Source organism: Streptomyces sp. NPDC006372 (genome assembly GCF_040612515.1).
Taxonomy (GTDB): Bacteria; Actinomycetota; Actinomycetes; order Streptomycetales; family Streptomycetaceae; genus Streptomyces.
Genome location: NZ_JBEXQJ010000015.1, coordinates 72194 through 94650, shown reverse-complemented (window position 1 = coordinate 94650; position 22457 = coordinate 72194). Strand labels below are relative to the sequence as shown.

The 22457-nt window shown below is 70.0% G+C and carries 23 protein-coding genes and 1 pseudogene; 13 read left to right on the top strand and 11 right to left on the bottom strand.

All coding sequences use genetic code 11. From position 1 onward, the window contains the following. Nucleotides 1-2 precede the first annotated feature (2 nt). The 5 genes from ABZ016_RS22510 to ABZ016_RS22490 form a co-directional block, all read right to left on the bottom strand. The gene (locus ABZ016_RS22510; protein WP_356918426.1) at nt 3-239 is read right to left on the bottom strand and encodes a hypothetical protein; all 237 of its coding nucleotides are present in this window, start codon (nt 237-239) and stop codon (nt 3-5) included. A gap of 67 nt (nt 240-306) precedes the next feature. Further along, nucleotides 307-555 carry a hypothetical protein gene (locus ABZ016_RS22505; protein WP_356918425.1) on the bottom strand — a complete coding sequence of 83 codons (249 nt, stop codon included), beginning with the start codon at nt 553-555 and terminating at the stop codon, nt 307-309. Nucleotides 556-573: 18 nt separating this feature from the next. Beyond that, on the bottom strand, nt 574-1059 hold the full coding sequence (locus ABZ016_RS22500) for a hypothetical protein (RefSeq protein WP_020271124.1): 486 nt from the start codon (nt 1057-1059) through the stop codon (nt 574-576). Beyond that, on the bottom strand, nt 1056-1598 hold the full coding sequence (locus tag ABZ016_RS22495; RefSeq protein ID WP_356918501.1) for a DUF4913 domain-containing protein: 543 nt from the start codon (nt 1596-1598) through the stop codon (nt 1056-1058). Before ABZ016_RS22495 ends, ABZ016_RS22500 begins: the two co-directional genes overlap by 4 nt. A 251-nt stretch (nt 1599-1849) precedes the next feature. Then, on the bottom strand, nt 1850-2605 hold the full coding sequence (locus ABZ016_RS22490; protein WP_112438327.1) for a site-specific DNA-methyltransferase: 756 nt from the start codon (nt 2603-2605) through the stop codon (nt 1850-1852). 513 nt (nt 2606-3118) lie between these two features. Here ABZ016_RS22490 and ABZ016_RS22485 point away from each other — a divergent pair. From ABZ016_RS22485 to ABZ016_RS22450, 8 genes are all read left to right on the top strand, one after another. Continuing rightward, a complete protein-coding gene (locus ABZ016_RS22485) occupies nt 3119-4249 on the top strand; it encodes a C40 family peptidase (protein ID WP_356918423.1) in 1131 nt (376 codons plus the stop codon). Nucleotides 4250-4424: 175 nt separating this feature from the next. After that, nucleotides 4425-4790, top strand: a complete 366-nt coding sequence (locus ABZ016_RS22480) for a hypothetical protein (protein ID WP_356918422.1) — start codon at nt 4425-4427, stop codon at nt 4788-4790. Nucleotides 4791-5003: 213 nt separating this feature from the next. After that, complete coding sequence (locus ABZ016_RS22475; protein ID WP_011031268.1) at nt 5004-5318, top strand: DUF6112 family protein; 315 nt, start codon at nt 5004-5006, stop codon at nt 5316-5318. Then, a complete protein-coding gene (locus tag ABZ016_RS22470; protein ID WP_356918421.1) occupies nt 5318-6010 on the top strand; it encodes a hypothetical protein in 693 nt (230 codons plus the stop codon). The genes ABZ016_RS22475 and ABZ016_RS22470 overlap by 1 nt, the downstream gene beginning before the upstream one ends. A gap of 36 nt (nt 6011-6046) precedes the next feature. Then, a complete protein-coding gene (locus ABZ016_RS22465; protein ID WP_356041039.1) occupies nt 6047-7426 on the top strand; it encodes an ATP-binding protein in 1380 nt (459 codons plus the stop codon). A gap of 81 nt (nt 7427-7507) precedes the next feature. Beyond that, complete coding sequence (locus tag ABZ016_RS22460) at nt 7508-8980, top strand: SCO6880 family protein (RefSeq protein WP_356918420.1); 1473 nt, start codon at nt 7508-7510, stop codon at nt 8978-8980. Between the two features lie 100 nt (nt 8981-9080). Continuing rightward, complete coding sequence (locus ABZ016_RS22455; protein WP_356918419.1) at nt 9081-9542, top strand: DUF6238 family protein; 462 nt, start codon at nt 9081-9083, stop codon at nt 9540-9542. Nucleotides 9543-9570: 28 nt separating this feature from the next. After that, nucleotides 9571-11085, top strand: coding sequence for an ATP-binding protein (locus ABZ016_RS22450; protein ID WP_356918418.1), 1515 nt, complete (start codon nt 9571-9573; stop codon nt 11083-11085). Nucleotides 11086-11527: 442 nt separating this feature from the next. On the opposite strand, the gene ABZ016_RS22445 is transcribed toward ABZ016_RS22450, so the two are convergent. Then, nucleotides 11528-11749, bottom strand: coding sequence for a hypothetical protein (locus ABZ016_RS22445; RefSeq protein ID WP_266425718.1), 222 nt, complete (start codon nt 11747-11749; stop codon nt 11528-11530). Between the two features lie 118 nt (nt 11750-11867). On the opposite strand from ABZ016_RS22445, the gene ABZ016_RS22440 reads away from it, so the two are divergent. The 3 genes and pseudogenes from ABZ016_RS22440 (at nt 11868) to ABZ016_RS22430 (ending at nt 14732) form a co-directional block, all read left to right on the top strand. Beyond that, entirely contained in the window at nt 11868-12791 is a 924-nt protein-coding gene (locus ABZ016_RS22440) for a hypothetical protein (protein ID WP_356918417.1), read from the top strand. Between the two features lie 214 nt (nt 12792-13005). Continuing rightward, the gene (locus ABZ016_RS22435; protein ID WP_356918416.1) at nt 13006-14073 is read left to right on the top strand and encodes a hypothetical protein; all 1068 of its coding nucleotides are present in this window, start codon (nt 13006-13008) and stop codon (nt 14071-14073) included. Nucleotides 14074-14194: 121 nt separating this feature from the next. After that, nucleotides 14195-14732, top strand: a pseudogene (locus ABZ016_RS22430) (hypothetical protein). Nucleotides 14733-15309: 577 nt separating this feature from the next. On the opposite strand, the gene ABZ016_RS22425 reads toward ABZ016_RS22430, so the two are convergent. From ABZ016_RS22425 to ABZ016_RS22405, 5 genes are all read right to left on the bottom strand, one after another. Beyond that, the gene (locus tag ABZ016_RS22425) at nt 15310-16188 is read right to left on the bottom strand and encodes a hypothetical protein (protein WP_356918415.1); all 879 of its coding nucleotides are present in this window, start codon (nt 16186-16188) and stop codon (nt 15310-15312) included. Nucleotides 16189-16448: 260 nt separating this feature from the next. Beyond that, the gene (locus tag ABZ016_RS22420; protein ID WP_356918414.1) at nt 16449-16892 is read right to left on the bottom strand and encodes a PaaI family thioesterase; all 444 of its coding nucleotides are present in this window, start codon (nt 16890-16892) and stop codon (nt 16449-16451) included. Then, nucleotides 16889-17716 carry an amidohydrolase family protein gene (locus ABZ016_RS22415; RefSeq protein ID WP_356918413.1) on the bottom strand — a complete coding sequence of 276 codons (828 nt, stop codon included), beginning with the start codon at nt 17714-17716 and terminating at the stop codon, nt 16889-16891. The genes ABZ016_RS22420 and ABZ016_RS22415 overlap by 4 nt, the downstream gene beginning before the upstream one ends. After that, entirely contained in the window at nt 17713-18855 is a 1143-nt protein-coding gene (locus ABZ016_RS22410; RefSeq protein WP_356918411.1) for a CaiB/BaiF CoA-transferase family protein, read from the bottom strand. Before ABZ016_RS22410 ends, ABZ016_RS22415 begins: the two co-directional genes overlap by 4 nt. A gap of 20 nt (nt 18856-18875) precedes the next feature. Beyond that, on the bottom strand, nt 18876-20012 hold the full coding sequence (locus ABZ016_RS22405) for an acyl-CoA dehydrogenase family protein (RefSeq protein WP_356918409.1): 1137 nt from the start codon (nt 20010-20012) through the stop codon (nt 18876-18878). A gap of 88 nt (nt 20013-20100) precedes the next feature. Here ABZ016_RS22405 and ABZ016_RS22400 point away from each other — a divergent pair, with 88 nt between their 5' ends. Then, nucleotides 20101-21162, top strand: a complete 1062-nt coding sequence (locus ABZ016_RS22400; protein WP_356918408.1) for an AraC family transcriptional regulator — start codon at nt 20101-20103, stop codon at nt 21160-21162. Between the two features lie 91 nt (nt 21163-21253). Then, entirely contained in the window at nt 21254-22456 is a 1203-nt protein-coding gene (locus ABZ016_RS22395) for an acetyl-CoA C-acetyltransferase (RefSeq protein WP_356918407.1), read from the top strand. The last annotated feature ends 1 nt before the right edge of the window (nt 22457 follow it).

The following is a 22457-nucleotide window of genomic DNA, read 5'->3' as shown; positions in this document are numbered from 1 at the left end:
GTTCAGCGCCGCTGCGCCGGAGTGGACGGCGATGTGCCGGGGCAAGCTGGGACCTTCGGCGTCTGTGTCGTGAGGGCCCGGCGGGCGGCGAAAAGCGCGGCTCTTCCGGCGTCGGTGAGCGCGACCGGCTGGCCGGCGTGTACGGGGTGGCCAGTGTCCTGGGCGACCAGGCCGGCGTCCTCCAGCCGCCGTAGCTTGGTGTGGGGGATGCGGGTGCCGGAGGCGGCTGTGACGGACATCCGGCCGGTCAGCAGGTGTTCGTAGAGCTTGGCGCCGCCGGCGATGGCGAGCAGCGCCGCCTGGTCGTCAGTCGAGAGCTGCTGCGCGTCGGGCGCGACGGACGCTGCTGCGGCTTCGGCGCAGGTGGAAGATGACGCCAGTCTGGGTCTTGGCCAGCTTCCGGTGCCGGTCCACCAGTTGGGCGTGCTCGTCGAGGACGCCGCGGTCGCGGTAGGCCCACAGGGTGTCGATGTCGTGCCCGGTGGCGGCTTCGAGGCGATGGTCGAGCGGGGAGACCGCACGCCGGGAGGGTGCCGGCGCGGGTTCAGGGGGCATAGGCGACGCTCCGTGCGTTCAGCGGGTGGGATGGTGCGCGGGGTTCGGTGCGGGACGGGGCAGACCCGGTGGCGCAGTGGGCGGCGGACCGGGCCGGGGCACGGGCGCGCGGGCGGCCAGTTGCGGGGAACGGGAGCGTGCCGCGTGGGTGCGGGCGCTCAGCGGCCGGCGAGTCATGCCCAAACGGCGGCCGACCTCGTCGTAGACGTCGTTGCCCGCGCGCGGCCGGATCGCGACGACGTGGATCTCCTTGTGGTGGGCGGACTCCGCGGGCGCCGGCCGGACGGCGTAGACGACGCGCCAGTCCTTGCGGGAGTCCACGAACAGCTTTCGACAGCCCTCCAGGTCACCGTCGAGGCGCAGCCCGAAGCGCTGCGCGTTCACGACTTCCTGCAGGTAGGCAAGGGTGAGGTCGCGTATGTCGCTGGGGGCCTGGAGGAGATCGGTCAGCGCGCGCGGATCGAAGCTCAGTCCGAAGGCGGGCTGTCCCTGTCCCGCGGTCATGACGCCGGCTCGTTCTGGTCAGCGGCTTCCGCCGTGGCCGCCGTCTCCGTCCGTACGGACGGCGGCGGACCGGGCAGGAGACGGTGTGCGGGCCGGTCGGGAGAGGTCATGCAGGCCGACAGCGGGCCGCCCGGTGTGCGGATCGCCGCGACGGCGTGGGTGAGGAAGTCTCGGTGCCACACGAACAGGCCGGAGAGCCCGGCTTCGGGGTCCTTGTGCTGCTGGTAGGCGAGCCACAAGGCATGGAGCCAGGCCACGACGTCGTCGTGCTCCTGCCACTGCAGGCACCAGGGCGCCGCGGTGGTGACCTCCGCCCCGTAGACCGGGAGGAAGAAGTCGTCGACCCAGTCGGACAGGGCGTCGAATTCGTCCTCGCGTTCCTCTCCGTCCAGTTCCAGGATCGGGCGGGGCTCCGGTGGAGCGGAGGCCGGCGGGCCGCCGAGTCCCGGCATGTCGAACGCGGCGAACGATGATCCACTCGGCGACGGGGCGGACCCGAGGTGGTCGAGCTGCTGAGCCTGATGCGCCGACTGCTCCATGAGCCGCCGCACGCTCGCCTCGATTCCCTCCAGCTGCGGATCCGGAATACGAATCGGCTCCATCTCTCCATCGTCGGCACGTTTTGCGGATTCGGGCATTGAGAAGTTCGGCCTCCTACGAGACGCGGAATGAGGGAAGTGCGGGGGCGCACTCGCGCGGCGCCGTCGGCGGATCGCACGTTCCTCCGGCGGTATTCCGCCGACGGCTACGCCTGGGAGCTGGTCGCCTTGGCGACGGGCAAGGACGCGGCTCAGGCGGTGAGAACCACGTCGTCCTGCGTGAGGGTTGCGCGGATCGTCTCGGTGAGTCGGTCGGCCGCGATCGACGCGTAGTGCTCGGTCTTCTCCACGCCGATGAAGTCCCGGCCTTCCAGCAGGGCGGCCACGCCCGTGGAGCCGGAGCCGGCGCAGAAGTCGAGGACCGTGCCGCCCTCGGGGCTGATCTTGACCAGCTCGCGCATCACCTCGACCGGCTTCTGCGTGATGTGCTGGCGCTTCGCGCCAGAGGGCTGCGAAGCCGAGTACATGCCAGGCAGATAGACGGGGTTGCGGGAGCCGTCGATCGGCCCCTTGCTGGCCCAGACGATGAACTCGCAGTTCTGGGTGAACCGGCCCTTCTGGGGCCTGGCCTGCGGCTTGTGCCAGGCCAGGACACCGCGCCACAGCCATCCGGCCGCCTGGATCGCGTCCGTCGTCGTCGGGAGCTGTCGCCAGTCGGTGAACAGCAGGGCCGTCCCGCCGGTCTTGGTGAGGCGGTGAGCCTCGGTCATGATCTGCGTCAGCCAGAACGAGTAGGACCTCTGGTCCATGTTCTCGCCGGTGAAGTCGGCCAGGTCGTTCTTGGCGTCGGCGGAGGTGTACTTCTGCTTCGCGGAGCGCGTGGTGCGCTCCTTCGCGGTCCGCCCTCCGCTGTTGTACGGCGGGTCGGTGATGACGGAGTCGACGCAGCCGTCCGGAAGGCCGGAGAGAACGGCCAGAGCGTCGCCCTGGTGAAGGGAAAAAGGCAAAGGGGAACCCCGATTCGGGTGCGGAAAGGCGGAGGGAAATAGTCGCCTCGCGCAGGAGTCCTCGCGGGCCGGAAGTGGGCATGCAGAAGCCCAGGGCGGCAGACCGAGGAGGGCGAGGGGGAGTCCAAAAACTGTAGAGGCGAAACCGCCGACGACCAAGAAGTGCCCTGTCGAGGTATCGGTTTCCGGCACCTCACGCCGACTTTTTGGTCAACCGCCGATCCGCGCCTACTGTTTTTGAACCGCCGGCGCACACCGCCGCTGGCCACTCCCCTGCCACACCTCACGGAGGTACCCCTTGCCCCGGCACACCTAGCTCACGGCCCGGCCACGCGGAGCGAGCGGCAACTCGCCCCGCACCGGCCCGTCCCGATCGCCCACCCCGGCTGCCGCGCCCTTCCGAGACGCCTCGCGCACGCGGTACGCCGGCCACCGCACCCCCAAGGACACGCTCATGATGTCTCGCTACCCACCCATGCCCGAAACCGCTGACCGGCGAGCGGTCCGCTCGGATTGAAGGGGCTCGCCGCCGGCATCGTCGTCGTCTTCCTGTCCCCGATCCTGATCGCTGGCACCGGCATGATGCTGGCCTCCTCGGCCGACGCCGTGCAGAGCAGCGGCTCCTTCAGCAGCTGCCTGAGCGACATCGACAGCGACAAGGTCGCTGAACAGGTCACCAAGATCCTCGACGGCGCCTCCGGAAAGGACGTACACGTCGAGGGCCTGGACCTGCCCGCCGAGCAGGTCCCCAACGCCCAGACGATCGTGGCCGCCGGCCTCTCCCTCGACGTCCCCAAGAAGGGACAGATCATCGCGCTCGCCACGGCGATGCAGGAGAGCCGACTGCGCAACCTCGCCTACGGCGACCGCGACTCCCTCGGCCTCTTCCAGCAGCGCCCTTCCCAGGGCTGGGGCAGCGCCGAGCAGATCCGCGACCCCACCTACGCAAGCGAGCAGTTCTACAAGCACTTGCTCAAAGTGAGCGGGTGGCAGCAGATGACCGTCACCCAAGCCGCCCAAGCCGTGCAGAAGTCCGGCCTGCCAGACGCGTACGCGCAGTGGGAAGAGCTCGCCACCGCGCTGCAGGCCGCCATCGCCAAGACCTTCCCCGGCGGCGGTGACGCGGACGGCAAGGACACAGACCAGGACAAGAAGCCGTCGACCAGTACGAGCGGCTGCGCGCCGGGCCAGGACGGTTCCGGCTTCGGCCCCATCCCCGAGGGGAGCGTCCCGAAGGGCTACTCGATCCCCAAGGACGCCCATCCGAGGGCCCGTAAGGCCATCACGTGGGCGATGCAGCAGCTCGGCACCCTTTACCAGTGGGGCGGCTCCTGCACGAACTCGCACGGCCCCGACCCCATGGGCCGCTGCGACTGCTCCAGCCTGATGCAGCAGGCGTACGCGCATGCCGGCGTCACGCTCACCCGCACCACGTACACGCAGGTCAACGAGGGCAATGCGGTCTCGCCCTCCCAACTTGAGCCCGGGGACCTGATCTTCAGCCGGGGCACCGCCGCACGGCCCGAGCATGTCGGCATGTACATGGGCAAGGGCCTCGTGATCGAGGCGCCGCGCACCACCAAGCCGGTCCGGATCACCCCGATCAAGGACTGGACGATCCTCGCCGCCCGCCGCGTCATCTGATCCCGGACAGCCCGCAGGCCCGCGAGCCGCCGTCACCAGGACCTCGCCGGCGGTCTGCCCGATAGCTGGGCTCGGTGGCCGACTCCCCATCTCTCTTGACCGCTTCGCCCGACGGCCGCCCAGCAGGACGAGCTGACGGCCCACTCCCTATCCCTCAACACCCCGGAGCATCCACGTGACAATCCACTCCCGCGTCCGGCGCGCCCTCGCGGCCAGCTCGATCGGCCTCGCAGTTGCGGCCAGCGGCCTAGCCAGCGCCTCCACGGCCCAGGCGTACGACACCGGCCACACGACGATCTCGTGCAAGGCGGTCAAGGTCCGCAAGGACCCTTCGAAGAATTCCACCGTCGTGGGCATCGCCTACCGGCACGACAAGGTCACCTATAACCAGTTCGCGTACAAGCACGCAGAGAAGACCTGGTACACCCGCGGCACGGTGACCCGGAATTCCGACGGCAAGAAGATCCGCGGATACATGATCTACGACTGCGCCAACCCGTACGAGTCGAACCCGGCGCCGAAGCCGTCGATCCCGAAGTAGAACGCCCCGGCAGCCCTCCCTGGCCCCGAGCCGAAAAAGCGGCTTCGAAGCCGCGCCCCGGCCCGAGGAGTGGCCTCTCCCCGCCTCTGCCCGACGCCGGTCCGGGCGGGGCGCCGCCGCGGCCACTTCCGCGCTCCGAGCGCGCCCCCTCCGTTTTCCCCTTTCCCGCCGGCCCTCGCCTGGCCCGCGTATGCAAGGAGCCCTGCCACACCTATGTCCGTCCCTCTCGCAGACCGCGTCATCCAGCTCGCCTACGACCCAGGAATCTCACCCAAAGGCGGCGGACTGCCCGGGCTGAGTGTGCTGAAGAACGTCGTCAACAGCATCAACATGTTCGGGATCATCGCCGTCGTCGGCGCCCTCGCCGTCTCGCTCGGCGTATGGGCCTGGGGTCACCACACCGGTGGTCACCAGGCCGAAGCCAACGGTAAGAAGGGCGCGGTCGTGGCCGCCGGCGCTGCCCTCGGGTTGGGCGCCGCGAACGGAATCGTGGCCTTCTTCTCCGGCCTGGGGTCGCAGGTCCACTGATGCGGAAACGATCCCCCTCCTTTTCGCTGTCCTCGTACGGCTCGGGCTGGTCGGCCAACCGGCGCATCGCGATCGTCACCTGCGTAGTCGCCGTCCTGCTCGCCATCGCCGGGATCGTCGCCCTGCTGACCGGCGGTGGGAACAGCCACCAGGCCCCGGACGAGGCCCGGCCTGCCCCTGCTGACAGCCCGTCCTCCTCCGAGGCCGCCCCGAAGCCTTCCTCCGGATCCGGTTCGGTGCCCAAGCCTCCGCAGATTGCCGAGCCTGTCGCCTACGCCAAGGCGGCGGCCCGGATGTTGTGGTCGTACGACACCCGCGACACCAGCCGCGACCAGCAGCTCGCCGGCATGCGCGCCTGGATGACCACGGAGACCAAGTACGCCGACTGGGCCTCGGTCTCCGGCCAGGTTCCCGATCCAGTGCTGTGGTCGCGGATGGCCGACCAGGACCAGCACGCCACCGCCAGCGTCACCGAGGGCCACTACCCGTCCGCCTTCAAGGCGGCCCTGGCCGAGGACCCGTCCGCGATCACCGAGGCGTACATCTACGTCGTCACCGTCAACGGCAAACAGACGCTCAGCTGGAAGAAGGGCGGCGGAGGGGCCGAGGAACGGGCCGTGACCCTCGCCGTCCAGTGCCGCCCGAACCACGACTGCACCCTGGCCGCCATCGCACCGAGCGTCACGCAGTGACCCGCGCCTGACACAAGAATGGAGGAGTAACTCCCCGTGGGTTTCTGTGATTTCCCCCTGGCAGACAAGCTGTGCGCCGTCGGTGACGCGGTCGACTTCGCCTCGGACCCCGCCAAGGCCATGGGCGACTGGATGGCGAAGTCCGCCGGTGAACTGGCAGCCGCCGCAGCCGACCTGGCGGCCGAGGCAGTCAACACCACCACCAAGGTCGACCTGAACGCCGGGTGGTTCCGGGACAACTACGAAATGTTGCTGCCGCTGGGCCTGGTTCTGCTGGTCGCGACGTTCTGCGCGCAGCTGGTCCGAGCCGCCGTCAGGCGCGACGGACAAGCCCTGACACAAGCGTTCACCGGCACCATGTCGGGCGTTCTGTTCGCCTTCTGCGCCATCGCCCTGACTACGGTCGCCGTCGAAGTGGTCGACGCCCTGTCCGCCGGCCTGTTCAAGACAGCGAACCTGAACATCGAGTCGGCTGTGCGCCGCATCGTGAAGGTCGGCCAGATCCCGGGCCTGTCCGCACTGGGCTGGCTCGTGGCGGCAGTCGCCGGTCTCGGCGCCGCCATCGGCGCGTTCCTCTACTGGTGCGTGATGATGGTCCGCAAGGTCGGCATCCTCGTCATGGTCACCCTGGCCGTCTTCGCCTCCGCCGGCGGTGGCTGGGAGGTCGCGCGCCGCTGGCGCAGGGGCTGGATCGAAGCCACCGCCACCCTCGTCGTCTCCAAGCTGCTGATGACCGTGATCTTCGTGCTCGGTATCGCCGCTATGGGCAAGACCGAGGCCGGCGATGGTATCGCCGCTCTGGCCGACGTTATGTCCGGCATCGTGATCATGATTCTGGTGTTGCTGTGCCCGTACGCCGTCTTCAAGTTCGTGCACTGGGCAGCCGACGGCACCGACGGCGAGTCCATCCACCGGGCCGGTGGCGCTGGGGCCCAGATGGCCAAGGCTCACGCCGAGAAGGCCGCCCGTAAGACCGCCGCCGCTGCGGCTACCGCCGGAACCGGTGGCGCTGCCGCCGGAGCAGGCGCCGCAGCGCTGGGCAGTGAGGCTGCTGCCGGAGGCGGTTTCCCTGGCGACATCGCCGCCAACCCGACCGGCGGAGGCGGCGAGGGCAAGGAGGGATCGCAGAGCGGCGGAACGGGTGCCTCGCCCGGCGGCGACGCGGTCAAGTCCGGCTTGGAGAAGGCCGTCCAGCCCGCGCCGACGAGCGTGTCCGACGACACAAGCGGCCAGGTGGGCGGCAGCCCGGGGCCTGGCGGATCCGGTGCGAGTGCCGCGTCTGGGCAGAGCGGCGGATGGCAGTCCACTCCGCCGACCACAACCCCTCCGCCGCAGGGGGCACCGCCGTCCTCCGGCACGCAGAACACCCCGTCCAGCGGGGCGAGCGGGCCCCCGCCGCCTCCGACCGGCCTCTGATTCCCTGACCGACTCCCGGGGGCGGGATGTGCACACGCCCTCCCGCCCCCGGGTTCCACCCGCGCCTCCAGGACCCGCCCCTTGACTGATCTTTCCGTCGCCCCGGTCACGGTGAAGTTCCCGCACCGGAGCCGCCGCGGCATCCTCCTCGGCCTCTCCCTGCCCCAACTCGTACTAGTCTCCTGCATGCTGGCCCTGCTGCTGATGACGGTGATCTCCACCGGGCTTCTCGGCGCCGTCGCCCTGGCACCGCTGTGGGCGGCATCCGGGGCACTCGTCGCGATCCGTCGGCACGGCCGCTCCCTGATCGACTGGGCGCCGATCGTCACCCGGTATGCGCACCGTCGCCGCACCGGCCAGACCCTCTGGCTCGCTCGGCCCGTCAACCGGCCCCGGCAGGACGGCGTCCTCCATCTGCCCGGCACCGCCGCATCCCTCAAGATGGTCACCCCCGGCGACTCCGCCAACGGCGCCGCAGCCGTCCACGACCCGCACCAGCAAACCCTGACCGCCATCGCCCGCGTCACCAGCCGCGCCTTCGCCCTCCTCGACCCCGCCACCCAGAACCACAACGTGAGCAGCTGGGGACGCGCGCTCGCGGGCATCGCCCGCACCGGGCACATCGCCACCGTGCAGGTGCTGGAACGCACCGTCCCCGACTCGGGCGACACCCTCACCCGCCACTGGACCCACAACGGGCAGCCCCAGACCCCCATCGCCGGACAGATCTACTCCGAGCTGGTCTCCTCTGCGGGCCCTGCCGCCGCCCCGCACGAGACCTACCTCGCCATCTCCCTCGACCTCAAGGCCGCCCGGCGCCTGATCAACCAGGCCGGCGGAGGGCTGCCCGGGGCGTTCACCGTCATGGAGCAGACCACCGCGTCCATCGCGCAGGCCGCCCGCAACGCAGGTCTCCAGGTCACCGGCTGGCTGAGCGCACGGGAAATCGCCGCCGTCATTCGCACCGCCTACGACCCGAAGGCCCTCGCCGCGCTCCAGCAGTGGTCCGAGACCGGCCGCGCCGAAGCCGACCCCGCAGCCGCCGGTCCCGTCGTCCAGTTCGAGGAGTACGACCGCCTCGCCACCGACAGCGCACGGCACGCGACGTACTGGGTGGAGAACTGGCCGAGGACCGAGATGGGTGCCGGGTTCCTGCACGGGCTGATGTTCACGGCCGGCGTGCGCCGCAGCCTCTCCCTTATATACGTGCCGCAGGGGCTCGAGTCCGCACTGCGGGACGTCCAGCGCAAGAAGGCCGCGATCGTCGCCGACGCCAACGAGCGCGCACGCCGCGGACAGGTCGATTCCGAAGAGGACTCCGTCGAGTACGCCGACGTCAAAACCCGCGAACGCCAGCTCATCGCCGGGCACGCGGATGTAGCACTGACCGGCCTGGTCACCGTCACCGCCGAGACCGACGCCCTCCTGGACGCCGCCTGCGCACAGATTGAGACCCACGCCGTCACCTCTGGCGTCGACCTCCGACGGCTCAACTACCAGCAGCCCGACGCCTTCGCCCTCTCCGCGCTCCCGCTCGCCCGCACCGCATTGTGAACCAACCTCGCCAGTCCGCGCCCTGGCCCACTGCACTCCGGATCACCCGCGACGGGACGCCCGTCGCCACCCTGCCTACCGGCAGGAAGGACCACCACCTTTGACCTCTCCTACGCGCCCCGACGACGCGCACCCCTACCTCCGCGCCGCGAGCGCCGGCATCCGCCACCACGCACGGACCCTAGCGCCGTCGGACGCGGACCCACCCAGGCCCGTGGACCGGCTGCACCTTGACGTGCTGCACGCCCACCTCACCGCTCTGCTCCAGCTTCTGGACCGGCTCGCCGACAACACCCGGCCCCCTCACCCGGCCGCCGGACGTCACCTGGCCACCGCCCACACCAGGCTCTGGCAGGCCACCACCGAAGTCCACGCCGCCTTCCACCTGCTACCTGGCACAACCGAGGCCAACGCCGGGACGAGCTCCTGTCATCCAGAGCGGCTTCCCGAGGGTCCGCCCCTGCTGACCATCTGCCAACGCCACCTCGCCGCCGGACACGTAGTCCGCCGCAAAACCACCCCCACCGACCTCCGCCCGCGCACCACGGCCTGCGTGCGATGAGCACCACCCGCAGAATCGAGGGCCCCCGATGAGCCACCGGCCCGCCCGTCGCGCCCGTCGCGCCTCCGCCAGCCCGCTGTTCACCCCCCACGGCACCGACCGCGCCAGCCGCAAGGCCGCCCGCCGCCAGCTCGCCGAGGCCACCGCCAAAGCCCGCGCCGAAGCCAGCGCCCACCAGAGCGAAAGCACGCCCGCCGAGCACCAGATGCCCGCCCCGCTCTACCCACCGAACGGACGCCCCGGGCCCGCCTCCTCTCGCGGAAACCGGCTGAAGCTGCCCGCCCACCGCATGACCACAGCGGTCGCGGCCGGCGCCTATCCCTTCCTCGCCGAAGGCGGACTCGGCGCCGAGGGCATCTACATCGGCCGCGACGTCCACGCCGAAGCATCATTCGTCTTCGACCCGTTCGCTCTGTACGGCAAAGTCGAGGGATTCACCAACCCCAACCTTTTGCTCGCCGGCGTGATCGGCCAGGGCAAGAGCGCCCTCGCCAAGTCCTTCGCGCTGCGATCGGTCGCCTTCGGATACCGCGTCTACGTACCGTGCGACCCGAAGGGCGAGTGGACTCCGGTGGCAGAAGCCCTCGGCGGCCGGTCCGTCGCCCTCGGGCCCGGACTGCCGGGTCGCCTGAACCCCTTGGACGCGGCCCCGCGCCCGGAGAGCGTGTCCGAGGCCGACTGGGTCGGCGAGATCCGCAAACGACGCCTGCTCCTGCTCGGCTCCCTTGCCCGCACCGTCCTGGGTCGGGACCTGATGCCCATGGAGCACACCGCCCTGGACGTCGCCCTCGACGCCGTCGTCACCCGCGCCGCCGACACGCACCGCACCCCGCTCCTCGGCGACGTCGCCGCCACCCTCAACAACCCAAGCGCGCTCGACGAGGCCGCCGGGATGATGTCGGGCCAACTCGGCGACACAGCGCGAGACCTGGCCCACGCCATGCGGCGCCTGGTCCACGGCGACCTGGCCGGCATGTTCGACGCCCCCTCCACCGTCGCCTTCGATCCGAACGCGCCGATGCTCACCATCGACCTGTCCCGCCTCGGCGGCTCCGGGGACGACACCGCCCTCGTCCTGGCAATGACCTGCGCGAGCGCCTGGATGGAATCCGCCCTCTCCGATCCCAACGGCGGCCGGCGCTGGATCGTGTACGACGAGGCATGGCGCCTGATGCGGCACGTCGGCCTGCTCCAGCGGATGCAGGCCCAGTGGAAGCTCAGCCGCGGCTTCGGCATCGCCAACCTCATGGTGATCCACCGGCTGTCCGACCTGCTCACCGCCGGCGACGCCGGATCACAAGGCCGGGCCCTAGCCGAGGGACTCCTCGCCGACTGCAGCACCCGGATCATCTACCGCCAGGAGACCGACCAGCTCCACGCCGCGGCCTCCCTGCTCGGCCTGACCTCCGTCGAGATGGACGCCATCGCGCACCTCAACCGAGGGCGTGGCCTGTGGAAAGTCGCAGGTCGGAGCTTCATTGTTCAGCACCTCCTGCACAGCCACGAACTGGCGCTCTTCGACACCGACGCCCGTATGCACTGAGGACCAAGAGGCCCGTGAAGCCCGAATTCCAACGCGCCTTGATACCGAGCGACGAGGTGCTCCAGCTAATCGGCGCGCTCAACGCGATGAAGGACAAACTACTCAACGCTGCCCAGCAGTGAGAGCTGCTGGACGAGAACGGACACGTACCGGCCACGCCTTCCTACACCGCGCTGCTCCAGCACGCCACCGACGCACAGGACCTCTCCCGCGATGTCCTCCGGCTCACTGCTGACTTCGCCCGGAGCCCACACCACACCACCCGCGCCGGCAGCACCGTTCTGAAGCATCTCGGCACGGCGGCGACCACGTCGAGCCACGCAGCCCCGCACTTCACCGAGCACCTCAGCGCGCGCCTTCCTGCGGCGCACCTCGGAATCCCTTCGTGACGCGGCCAAGGAACTCGACGACCACCACGGCTTCCAGCGCTTCCTCGCGACGCTCACCCGTCAGGAAGGCCCGCCGGCGCCTCCGCCACCCAGGCCGGGCGGTCGCCACCGCTGACCGCGCCTGCCCCGAAGCCTGATCCACCCACATCCCAAGGAATGCTCTGAACCGCCCCGCTCATTTCAGCGACGCCGACCGGGCCGAATACCAGCAGTGCCAGGCCGAGCACGACGACCTCATGGCGCAAGTCGCCGATCGTGAAGCCCAGCTGGAACACGACCTGATCGCCGCCGACGACGAGTACGAACTCGACTCCAGTCCGGTTCCGAAGCCAGAAGTCGACCTCGCTCGCCGAACGCCTCCGTCACACCGACCGGCGTCTCGCAGGAGAATCCGTGGCCGCTGACGAGGCGAACTCTACGGACGCCCGCGCGGCTCCGATCGCGCCACTTCCCGACCACCGCGACGTGAACATGCCGTGGTGGCAGGAGCTGTGGCGTCGCCACGCGCACATCACCACGCCGCTGCGAGCGCGCGGACTGCCATGCGACATCGAGTTCGGCCTCAGCGCCTACATCGTGCGCGTCTCGCTCTCCGACGACAGTTACCTGATCATCAGTCCGCCGCAGGAACCGTCCTCCGACCACCCGCCCGGAGACCCCGAGGGCTGGATCGCGACCCGCGAGCACCCCGACGACCAGACGCTGTTCGAGGTCCTCTACGACTCCGCCCCCTCCGACAACCCCGGCGCTCGCCGGCGGCCCGAAGCCCGCCACGGCGGCAGCGCCCAACCCCTGATCGAGGCGATCGACCTCCGCCTCGCCCAGCTCGGACTGCTACCGCACCCCGCTCTGCCCCACGAAAGCCCCCACGTGCACCCGGCCCAACCGACGCCCACGCCCCCGTCCCGGGACATCCCCGGCAAACCAGACCGCGACCCCGCCTACGTCTACGGCGACGCGCTGCGCGATCTGGCCGACCGGCTCAACGCAGCCGAGTCACACGCGGATGCCGCTGCCCTTTTGCATCAGATCCTGGAACCCACCGACGGCCTGCTGGCACAGCTCGGCGAGTTCTTCGAAGCAGCCGGCGAGAAAGCCAAGGAAGCCGAGGAGGACGACGGCTTCGACCTGTCCTACGACCTCGCCGACGCCGCTGCCGAGATCCGCAGCCTCGGAGAGGTCCTGCACGTGGCCGAGGACCGGATGCGGGCCCTCACCCCGCTCGCGCCCGCACCGCGGCTGCCCTCCACCCCGGCTCGTGCACCGTCCCTTCCGCCGCGAGCCCTCCCATCAGCTCCGCCGCGGCACATGCGCTGACGCCGCACCGCCGCCTCCCTCCCCTTCCCGCCGCCTACGGGGACAGCGGTCGCGCACTTCGCGTCCACGGCGTGGTCCAGCAGCTCACGGCCAAGGGCATCGGTGTGAACCGCCGCGACTCGGCCCGCCGCCAGCGCGGCCCTTCCGCCGACATCGCCGAAGACAGCACCCACGACCAGTCGTGCTCGCTGATCCCCATCCGCCCAGCAGACCCTTGGAGCCCCCTATCCGCACCGCTCGCCGTACCCTGCCGCTGTTCGTCGGCGCCGCCTGCCTCGCCCTGGCCCTCACCGGCTGCGCCGGCGAAGACGGCCCCGCCCATGCCCGGCAGACGCCCCACGCCAGCACCGCCCCGAAGCCCGTGCCCGCTCTCAGCGCCGCCCAGGCCCGCGACGTCATCACCCGCTATTCGGAGATCAACAACGAGGCCAACACCGACCGCGACCGGCGCCTGCTCGACACGGTCGAGGACGGCCCGCTGTACGCGATGTCCGTCTCGGACTACACCGAGACCGAAGGGCTGCCCGCGGCAGACCGCAAGCCGTACAAGCCGTGGTCCTACGACTCCGCGGACGCCAAGCTGTACATCCCGCGCCTGGGAGCCGGACAGAACCGCTGGTTCGCCGCCGCGCTCTCGGACCAGAAGGGCAAGGCCCCCTCGCGGTTGGCCGTGTTCGCCGAACGCCCCCAGCACAAGCGCTGGGAGATGGTCTCCGTCGTCGACCTCGACAGCCCGGACCTGCCGGACATCGCCCTCGACCACGACGGATACGCAACGGCCGTCACCGCCGACGGCAACAAGCACCTCGCTGCTGACGCCAAGCTGCTGCGCACCGCGATCTTCGACAACTTCGCCACCGGAGGCACGAACACGGGGACGAAGGTCTTCGCACCGACCAAGGCGAGCAAGCGGCAGATCGAAGTCCACGACAAGACCGGCACCCGCTTCGGGGCCCAGGGCACCACCGTCTTCACCGGCGCCGCCAACCGCTACACGGACGCCTACGCCCTCAAGACCACCGACGGCGGCGCGCTGATCCTCTTCTCCCACACGCACACCCAGACCGACGCCGTGGCGCACTCCGGCCTGCAGATCAATCCCGGCAAGGACGACCGGGCCTGGCTCCACGACGTGCCCCGCACCTCCATCCGCTACACGTTCGTGTGCAACGACGCCGCCACCGTCCCCGCGAGGGCCGAGCCCTCCCGCCTGATCGGCTACACCTGCGCGCGTACCGACGCCTCCGGCCCTCCGGTCCCGTCCTGGTCCGACCGCGCGTAGACGCACCCGCGCGCCACCGTGACGGCCGCCGCACCTCCCCCGCACCCCGCGCGCTCCGGAGAATCCCCTGTCCACACGCTCCTTCATCGCCCGCCCCACCCGCGGTACGGGATACACGGGCATCCACATCCAGCTCGACGGCGTACCCAGCCACCACCTCCCCTTGCTCCTGGCCGCCTACCAGTACAAGTTCGGACGCAACATCGAGGCCATGTCACGGCACCTCATCGACGACGTCGCCGTCGGCTGGGACGAACTCGGCACCGATCTCCTCGACGACGCCCCGCCCGCACTCGTGACCGCGCTGACCGGCGGCGAACACAGGCCCAGCCGAACCCTCGACCACCTGATCGCCCCGGACGGCTCACCCCCGGTACGCATGTCGGTCACCGACACGACCGCCGACGAGCAGGACATGCAGTGGGGGTACGTCCTGCACAAGGAGGGCGTCGAGGTGATCAGCCTCCTGCACGAGGACATCGGCCCAATCGTGAGCTGGTCCACCGACCCGCGCACCGCCTTCAACGACCACCCGGCGGCCTGGTCCTCCCTCGATTCCCCCGCCAGCCATGCGGGCATCGCGCGGCAGGCAGCCCCAGAGCGCTCCTGCCACAGCCCCGGCGAAGGTCGGCGCCCCGCGCCCCGCCGTCCGACGCTAGTTCCCTCTCGTCTTCCCGGAGCCTTCTCTGCCCCCGTACACCACACCCCTGATCACCGTCGTCATCGCAAGCCGCCCCGCGCGCCCAGCGCGCCCCCCCATACGCGAGGGCCTGTCCGATGTTCACACCCGCCGATCGGACAGGCCCTGGTCCCTCTGTCGGAGCCCGGTGGAGCCGGGAAGCCATCGAGTTGGCCTCATGAGCTCCGTGGACAACGGACAGCTTCAAGCCCTGTCCATGACTTGATTTCGTAGGCCCACGACGGGCCTGTCGGCAGCCGCGTCACGGGCCGCGCGAGGGCGACATCCACGGGCCACTCCACCCCATCAGCCTGCGTCTTCGGGACACCGGCCGCCTGCTGGCGTACTCCCGGACTGCCCAGCAGGCGGCCCGGGCGGCATGGCCGCTGCGGTACAGCCGCACGGCGCGAGCCCGGCCGAGCAGCGCGACCGGGCCCTGAAGTGGTCTGTGGTGTTCTCGATTTTCTGCTGAACGTCTCGCCGAACCGCCCGGCTGTCATCACCCACACGGGTGGCTGTAGCTGAGCGCATCACTTGGCGAGCTGAGCGTTCAGTTTTCAGTCCTTTCTCATCAGCGATGCGAGGTGCTCGCCGAAGCCTTCCTGGTCAGCGACCCGCGCCCTGCGCCTGTACGAGCAGACGACGCACTGCCCGAAGCCGACCCGTCCCCACATGTCCAAGCCCTGGACACAGAAGGTCTCGTGCCCACACACCGGGCACTCTTCGAAGTCGTGGCCGTCAGGGTTGTGCTTGGGGTGGTATTCGTTGGGGTTCTCGGCCGACTCCGCACGGCGCTTGGCCTCTTCATCACCGATGAGTTCTAGCAGAGCGCGCGCCTGATCGGCCGAGCGCGCGTCGTCGTCCTGGGCCCGTTCGGCGTCGCGGTCAGACTGGGTCTCGAGGAGCGTTCTCAGGGTGGGGTGGTGGTCGAGGGCAAGCAGGGCTTGGACGTGACGGCGCTGCAAGCCCCCCGTTCCGCTTCCATGGCGGGCCTGACCGCTGACATCGAGCGCATCGGTCAGGAGGTCAACGTCGATCCGGGTGTCCCAGAAGCCTTCGGGCACACGGTCTTCCTTCTCCCACTGGGAGCGGACGTCGGCGTCGCGATCGGGTATAACGCACAGGCCCGTCGTCGGGTCGGACGGAATCTTCTCGGCGATCACCTTCAACAGGGTCCTCGCAAAGTGCACACGGCCCTTGTCATTCGCTTCCTCCCCTGGCCACTCTGCTGCGACGATCGCGGCCAGGGCGTTGGACAGGGCCTGGTCGTAGATTCCTTCGTGCCCGGGCTCGGTTTCCGCGGACAGGTCGACGCTGGTGACCTCGGAAAATGGGTCCGCGTCATTCTCCTGCCGGAGCGCGTTGAGCATCATCACCGCGCACTGGCCGAAATATTCGGCCCGGCGGTCGTTCGGAAGTTCATTGCCCGGCTGCATGTGCACATCATCCTCCGGACACGGGAACGAGGACTACCGGTTTGACCCGACGGCGCACGAGCACAGCCTGATCGGACGGACCCAACACGAGCGGCGCCGCACACACCGTGACCAGCGCCCGGAGCAGCACACAGCTGCACCGGCGGGCTCAACTCGCCAACCGAGGCGCTCAGTCACAGGGCGCCCGCTCACACCACGGCGGCCTCCTTCTCCTGCTGCGCGCGGATCCGTTGCCTTCTTGACCTGGAGGGGCCGATCTTTCACACCTGCGCCGAAGTGGTGGAGTGGGAGGATCTCACGATGGTTCCGGTCACGGTGGCCACATGGTCCCGGTCGCGGCCGGGGTTCATCGTGTAGATCTCACAGCGGCAGACGGCTTGGCGGCCGGTGGTGTGCAGCACGGTGGCCCGGGCGATGAGCAGGCTGCCGCGGGCCGGGCGCAGGAAGTTGATGTTCAGCCCGGCTGTGACCATGCCCTTGCCCAGCTTGGTGGTCGCTGCGAAGGCGAGGGCGTTGTCCGCTGCATAGGCGATGACTCCGCCGTGGACCGATCCGTGCTGCTGGTGCAGGCGCTCGGTGACGTCGATGGTGATTTCGACGTCGGACTCCGTGTAAGCGGTGAGGCGTGCCCCGATGAGCCGGCTGAACGGCTGTGAGGCGAGCGCCTGTTGCGCGTTCTCCAGCGTGTAGCCGGCCGTGGTCACTTCTCGGCCGTCCTGCCGAGTCCGAAGATCCGCTCGGCGTGGCCGTGGAGGTAGAGGTCTTTGGCCGTGTCGCCCAGTTCGAGTTGGTCGAGGTCGGCGAGGGCTTTGTCGGCCGTGATCATGGGGTAGTTGGTGCCGAACAGGACTTTGTGGCGGTCGCTGCGCAGGTAGGAGACTAGTTCGGGCGGGATCCGCTTGCTGGTGTAGGCCGAGGTGTCGATGTACACGTTCTCGTGCTTGCGGGCCACGGCGATCATCTCCTCCGTCCATGGGTAGCCGATGTGCCCGGCCACGATGGTCAGTTCGGGGAAGTCGAGCGCGACGGTGTCCAGGTAGGGGATCGGGCGGCCGGTCTCGGAGGTCCGCAGCGGCCCGGTGTGGCCGACCTGGGTGCAAAAGGGGATGCCGAGTTCGACGCACTCGGCGTACAGCGGGTAGTAGCGGCGGTCGTCCGGCGGCCAGCCCCACAGCCACGGCACGACCCGCAGCGCTTTGAAGCCCGATTCGCGGACGCAGCGGCGCAGTTCGCGCACGGCTTCCATGGGCTTGCGCAGGTCGACGGAGGCCATGCCGGCCAGGCGGTCGGGGGCGTGAGCGACGAAGGCGGCGACCTCGTCGTTGGAGATGAGGGCGCCTTCCGGGCCGTACCAGGCGCTGAGCAGGGAAAGGTCCACGCCGCCCGCGTCCATCATGCTGATGGTGAGGTCGACGGGCAGTTCCTCGGTGAGCTCTTCAGCACCGGTCCAGCGGCGCAAGGAGGCGAACATCTCGTGCTGGATGAAACGCAGGGTGGGGTGCTGGGCCCACACGTCGATGACGGTCATCGCAGGGCGCCGTCCTTTCTGAGGTTGGTGATTTCATCGGTGGTCAGGCCCCAGTCCGCGAGCGCGGTGTCGGTGTGCTCGCCGGGGCGGGGTGAGGGGGAGGCGATGGCGGCGGGGGTGCGCGACAGGCGCGGGGCGGGCGACGGCTGGAGTTGGCCGTTCACTTCGGTGAAGGTGCCTCGGGCGAAGTTGTGTGGATGCAGGTGTGCTTCGAACGGGCTGAGTACTGGGGTGACGCACGCGTCCGTGCCGTCGAAGACCGCGGCCCACTCGTCTCGTGTGCGGGTCGCGAAGACCGAGGCCAGCCGCGCTTTGACGGCCGGCCACGCGGCACGGTCGTGCTGGGCGGGGAGGTCTCCCGCAGCGAGGCCGAGGCCGGCGAGGGTCTGTGCCCAGAACTGTGGCTCGATGGCGCCGACGGCGACGAACCGGCCGTCGGCGCAGGTGTAGGTGGTGTAGAAGGGGGCGGAGCCGTCGAAGAGATTACCGCCGCGCCGCACCTTCCACAGTCCCTGGTCGCGCAGCCCGTGCAGGATTGAGGTGATCAGCGCGGCGCCCTCGGTCATCGCGGCGTCCACCACCTGGCCGCGCCCGGAACTGTGCCGTTCCCACAGGGCGGCCAGGATGCCGACGGCCAGCAGCATGCCTCCGCCACCGAAGTCCGCGACATAGTTCAGCGGCGGCAGCGGGGGCCCGTCCGCCGGCCCGAGGGGCTCCAAGGCACCCGACAATGCCAGGTAGTTGATGTCATGCCCGGCTCGCTCCGCGAGGGGTCCTGACTGGCCGTAGCCGGTGAGGCGGGCGTAGACCAGGCGCGGGTTGCGGGCCAGGCACGTGTCTGGGCCGATGCCGAGTCGTTCGCACACGCCGGGTCGGAAGCCCTCGACGAGGACGTCGGCGCGTTCCACGAGCCGCAGTACCGCCTCGGCTCCGCCTGGCTGCTTGAGGTCGAGTGCGGCCGAGCGGCGGCCTCGGGCCAGGGGGGCCTGGGCGGCGCCGTCCGGGGCCGGGGTGTCGGTGCGGTCGATGCGGAGCACTTCGGCTCCGAGGTCGGACAGCAGGGTGCAGGCGAAGGGCGCGGGGGCGAGGCCGGCGAGTTCCAGAACCCGTACGCCGCGCAGTGGGCCGGTCGTGGTCATGGCGTGGCTCCTGTCCTGCTTCACAGGTCCATGGACCGGCTGATGATTTCCTTCATGATCTCCGAGGTACCGCCGTAGATCCGCTGGATGCGGGCGTCGGCGTAGCGTCGGCAGATCGGGTACTCGCGCATGTAGCCGTATCCGCCGAACATCTGCAGGCAGTCGTCGACGACCTCGCCCTGCAGTTCCGTGGCCACCAGCTTGGCCTCGGCGGCCTGGTCGGCGGTGAGCCGCCCGGCGTTGTGCGCCAGGACGCAGGAGTCGACGAACGCCTGGGCGCAGGAGATCTTCGCGCGCATCGCGGCGAGCCGGAACCGGGTGTCCTGGAACTTCGTCAGGGGGCGGCCGAAGGCGGTGCGTTCCTTGACGTAGGCGACGGTCTCGCGCAGTGCGGCCTGGCACTCGGCGACGGCGCCCATGGCGACCACGAGGCGTTCCAGGGCGAACTGCCCCATCATCAGCATGAAGCCCTGGTCCGGTTCGCCAAGGACGTTGCCCGCCGGGATCCGCACCTCGTCGAAGAACAGCTCGGCGGTGTCCCAGGTGCGCAGGCCGAGCTTGTCGAGCTTGCGGCCCGTGCGGAAGCCGGGTGTGCCGGATTCGACGAGGAACAGTCCGATGGAGTGTCCCTCGCCGGTGCGGGCGGCGACGATGACGAGGTCGGCGTTGATGCCGCTGGAGATGAAGGTCTTGGCGCCGTTGATCACCCATTCGTCCCCGTCGCGCGTCGCGCGGGTGCGGATGCCGGCCACGTCGGAGCCGGTGCCGGGCTCGGTGATCGCGATGGCGACCACACCCTCCCCCGACACCGCGCGGGTCAGGTGGCGGCTTTTCTGCTCCTCGGTTCCGAAGGCGGCCAGGTAGGGAGCGACAATGCCGGAGTGCAGCGGCACCGCGAAGCCGGACTCGGCGGCGAACGCCAGCTCCTCGATCATGATCTGCTCGTACCGCAGATCGTTTAGACCCAGACCGCCGTAGGCGGGGTCGGCCCACGGGCAGAGCAGGTTCTGCTTGCCCGCGAGGCGCCAGACGTCCTTGCCGACGATCTCGTCCCGCTCCCACGCCGCCTGACGCGGCAGGACCTCGTGCTGGATGAAACCGCGCCACGCGCTCCGGTACGCCTCGTGATCCTCGTCGAAGTAGCCGTCTCTGATCATGGCGCGACGGTAGGCCGGGCGAGGGCCCAGACGTCATGACCGCAGCGCTCACAACCATTGACTTCCGCGTCGCCTACGATCGGCGGTCATGGCCGCACCACCCGCACAGCAGAGCCTCCCACCCTCATCGATTCCCGCCGGAATGTCCGCCCGCTCGGTGGCCATCCACCATGTACGGGCCGCTCTCCACGGAGCTGAGCGGCACGGCGTCGACACCTCCCCCCTGGTGACCCGCGCCGGCATCCCGCCGCAGCTGCTGAGCGCCCCGCTGGCCCGCGTGTCGCCCCAGCAGTTCGCCCGGCTGACCAAGGAACTCTGGGTCGCGCTCGATGACGAACTGCAGGGCTTCGGGCCACAGCCGCAGAAGGTGGGCACGTTCGCGATGATGTGCCACGCCGTCGTCCACTGCACTCCCGACCTGCGGTCCGCGCTGAAACGCTGCGCCGCCTTCTACCGCCTCTTCCCGGGCGGGCCGCTGCTGAGCCTGGAGGAGCCGGAAGAACACGACGAGGCCCGGATAGTCTTCGACCTCACGGCCTTCGACGACCCGGACCACTACCTCGCCGAGTCCGTGACCGTGGTCGTCCACCGGTTCGCGGGATGGCTGATCCGACGTCGCATCGACCTGCCGCGGGTCGAGTTCCGCTACCCCGCACCGGATCACGTCCTGGAGTACGACCTCCTCTACGGCGCTCCCTGCCATTTCGGCGCCCCGCGGACCGCCCTGGTCTTCCACCGCGACGTACTGGACCAGCCGGTGCTGCAGGACGAGGCGGGGCTGCGGGCGTTCCTTCGCCGCGCACCCGCGGACGTGCTGGCCCGGCTGGACTACGGCAGCACCACGGCCGCACGGGTACGCCGGCTGCTGGGGCAGTCGTTGCCGGACTGCATGCCGGATCCCCCGGAGGTGGCGGCCCGGCTGGCGGTGAGCCCGCAGACACTGCGTCGGCAGCTGGCTGCCGAGGGCACGTCCTTCCAGCAGATCCGCGACCAGCTGCGGCGCGATGTGGCCGTCACCGCGCTGGCGGCGGGAACCACATCCATCGAGGAGCTGTCCCAACGCCTGGGCTTCTCCGAGCCGAGCGCCTTCCACCGGGCGTTCCGGCGTTGGACCGGCTCGACTCCGCGCGCCTACCAGCCCGGCAACTGACCCGCCCGCCGTCCGGCCGCTGCCGTCCGGTCAATGACGGTGAGCACTGCGGTCACGGCGTAGCGCTGGGAGCCGCCCATAACGTCCGGGCATGACTCAAGCATTGATATACGACGCCGTGCGGACACCCCGGGGCAGGGGCAAAAGGGGGGCGCTGCACAGCGTGAAGCCCGTCGCGCTGGCCGCCGGGCTCCTGCGGGCGCTCGTCGAGCGGAACCGGCTGGACACCACCGCCGTGGACGACGTCGTGCTCGGCGTCGTCTCCCCGGTCGGTGAGCAGGGCGCCGACATCGCCCGCACCGCCGTACTGACGGCCGGCTGGAGCCTCCGCCCGGCGGGGGTTCAGCTCAACCGCTTCTGCGCCTCGGGCCTGGAGGCCGTCAACCTGGCCGCGGCCAAGGTCGCGTCCGGGTACGAGAACCTGGTCGTCGCAGGCGGCGTGGAGTCGATGTCACGGGTGCCGATGGGCTCCGACGGCGGGGCATGGGTGACCGACCCGGAGACCAACCTGGCCACGCACTTCGTGCCGCAGGGCGTGAGCGCCGACCTGATTGCCACCCTGGAGGGCTTCACACGCGACGACATCGACGCCTTCGCCGCCGCCTCGCACGCCAAAGCGACCGAAGCCCGCGAGAAGGGCTACTTCTCCCGTTCCCTGGTGCCGGTCACCGACAGCAACGGCACCCTGCTGCTCGACCACGACGAGGCGATCCGCCCGGACACCACACCCCAAACCCTGAGCACGCTCAAGCCCAGCTTCACCGTCCCCGGGGAACTCGGCTTCGACGCCATCGCCATCGACCGCTATCCGCGCGTCGCCCGCATCAACCATGTCCACACGCCGGGCAACTCCTCGCAGATCGTGGACGGCGCCGCCGCCATGCTCATCGGCAACGAGCGCGCCGGCCGCGAACTCGGGCTCACGCCCCGCGCCCGCATCGTCGCCACGGCCGTCATCGGCACCGAGCCCACCATCATGCTCACGGGGCCGGCCCCCGCCGCCCGGAAGGCACTGGACAGGGCGGGACTCACCCTGGACGACATCGATCTGTTCGAAGTCAACGAAGCCTTCGCGTCCGTGGTGCTGAAGTTCCAGCGCGACCTGCGCGTGCCGGACGAGAAGGTCAACGTCAACGGCGGCGCCATCGCGCTGGGCCACCCGCTCGGGGCCACCGGCTGCATGATCCTTGGCACCCTGCTCGACGAGCTGGAGCGCCGCGATCTGCACCGGGGCCTGGCCACGCTGTGCGTCGGCGGCGGCATGGGCATAGCCACCATCATCGAGCGGATCTGAG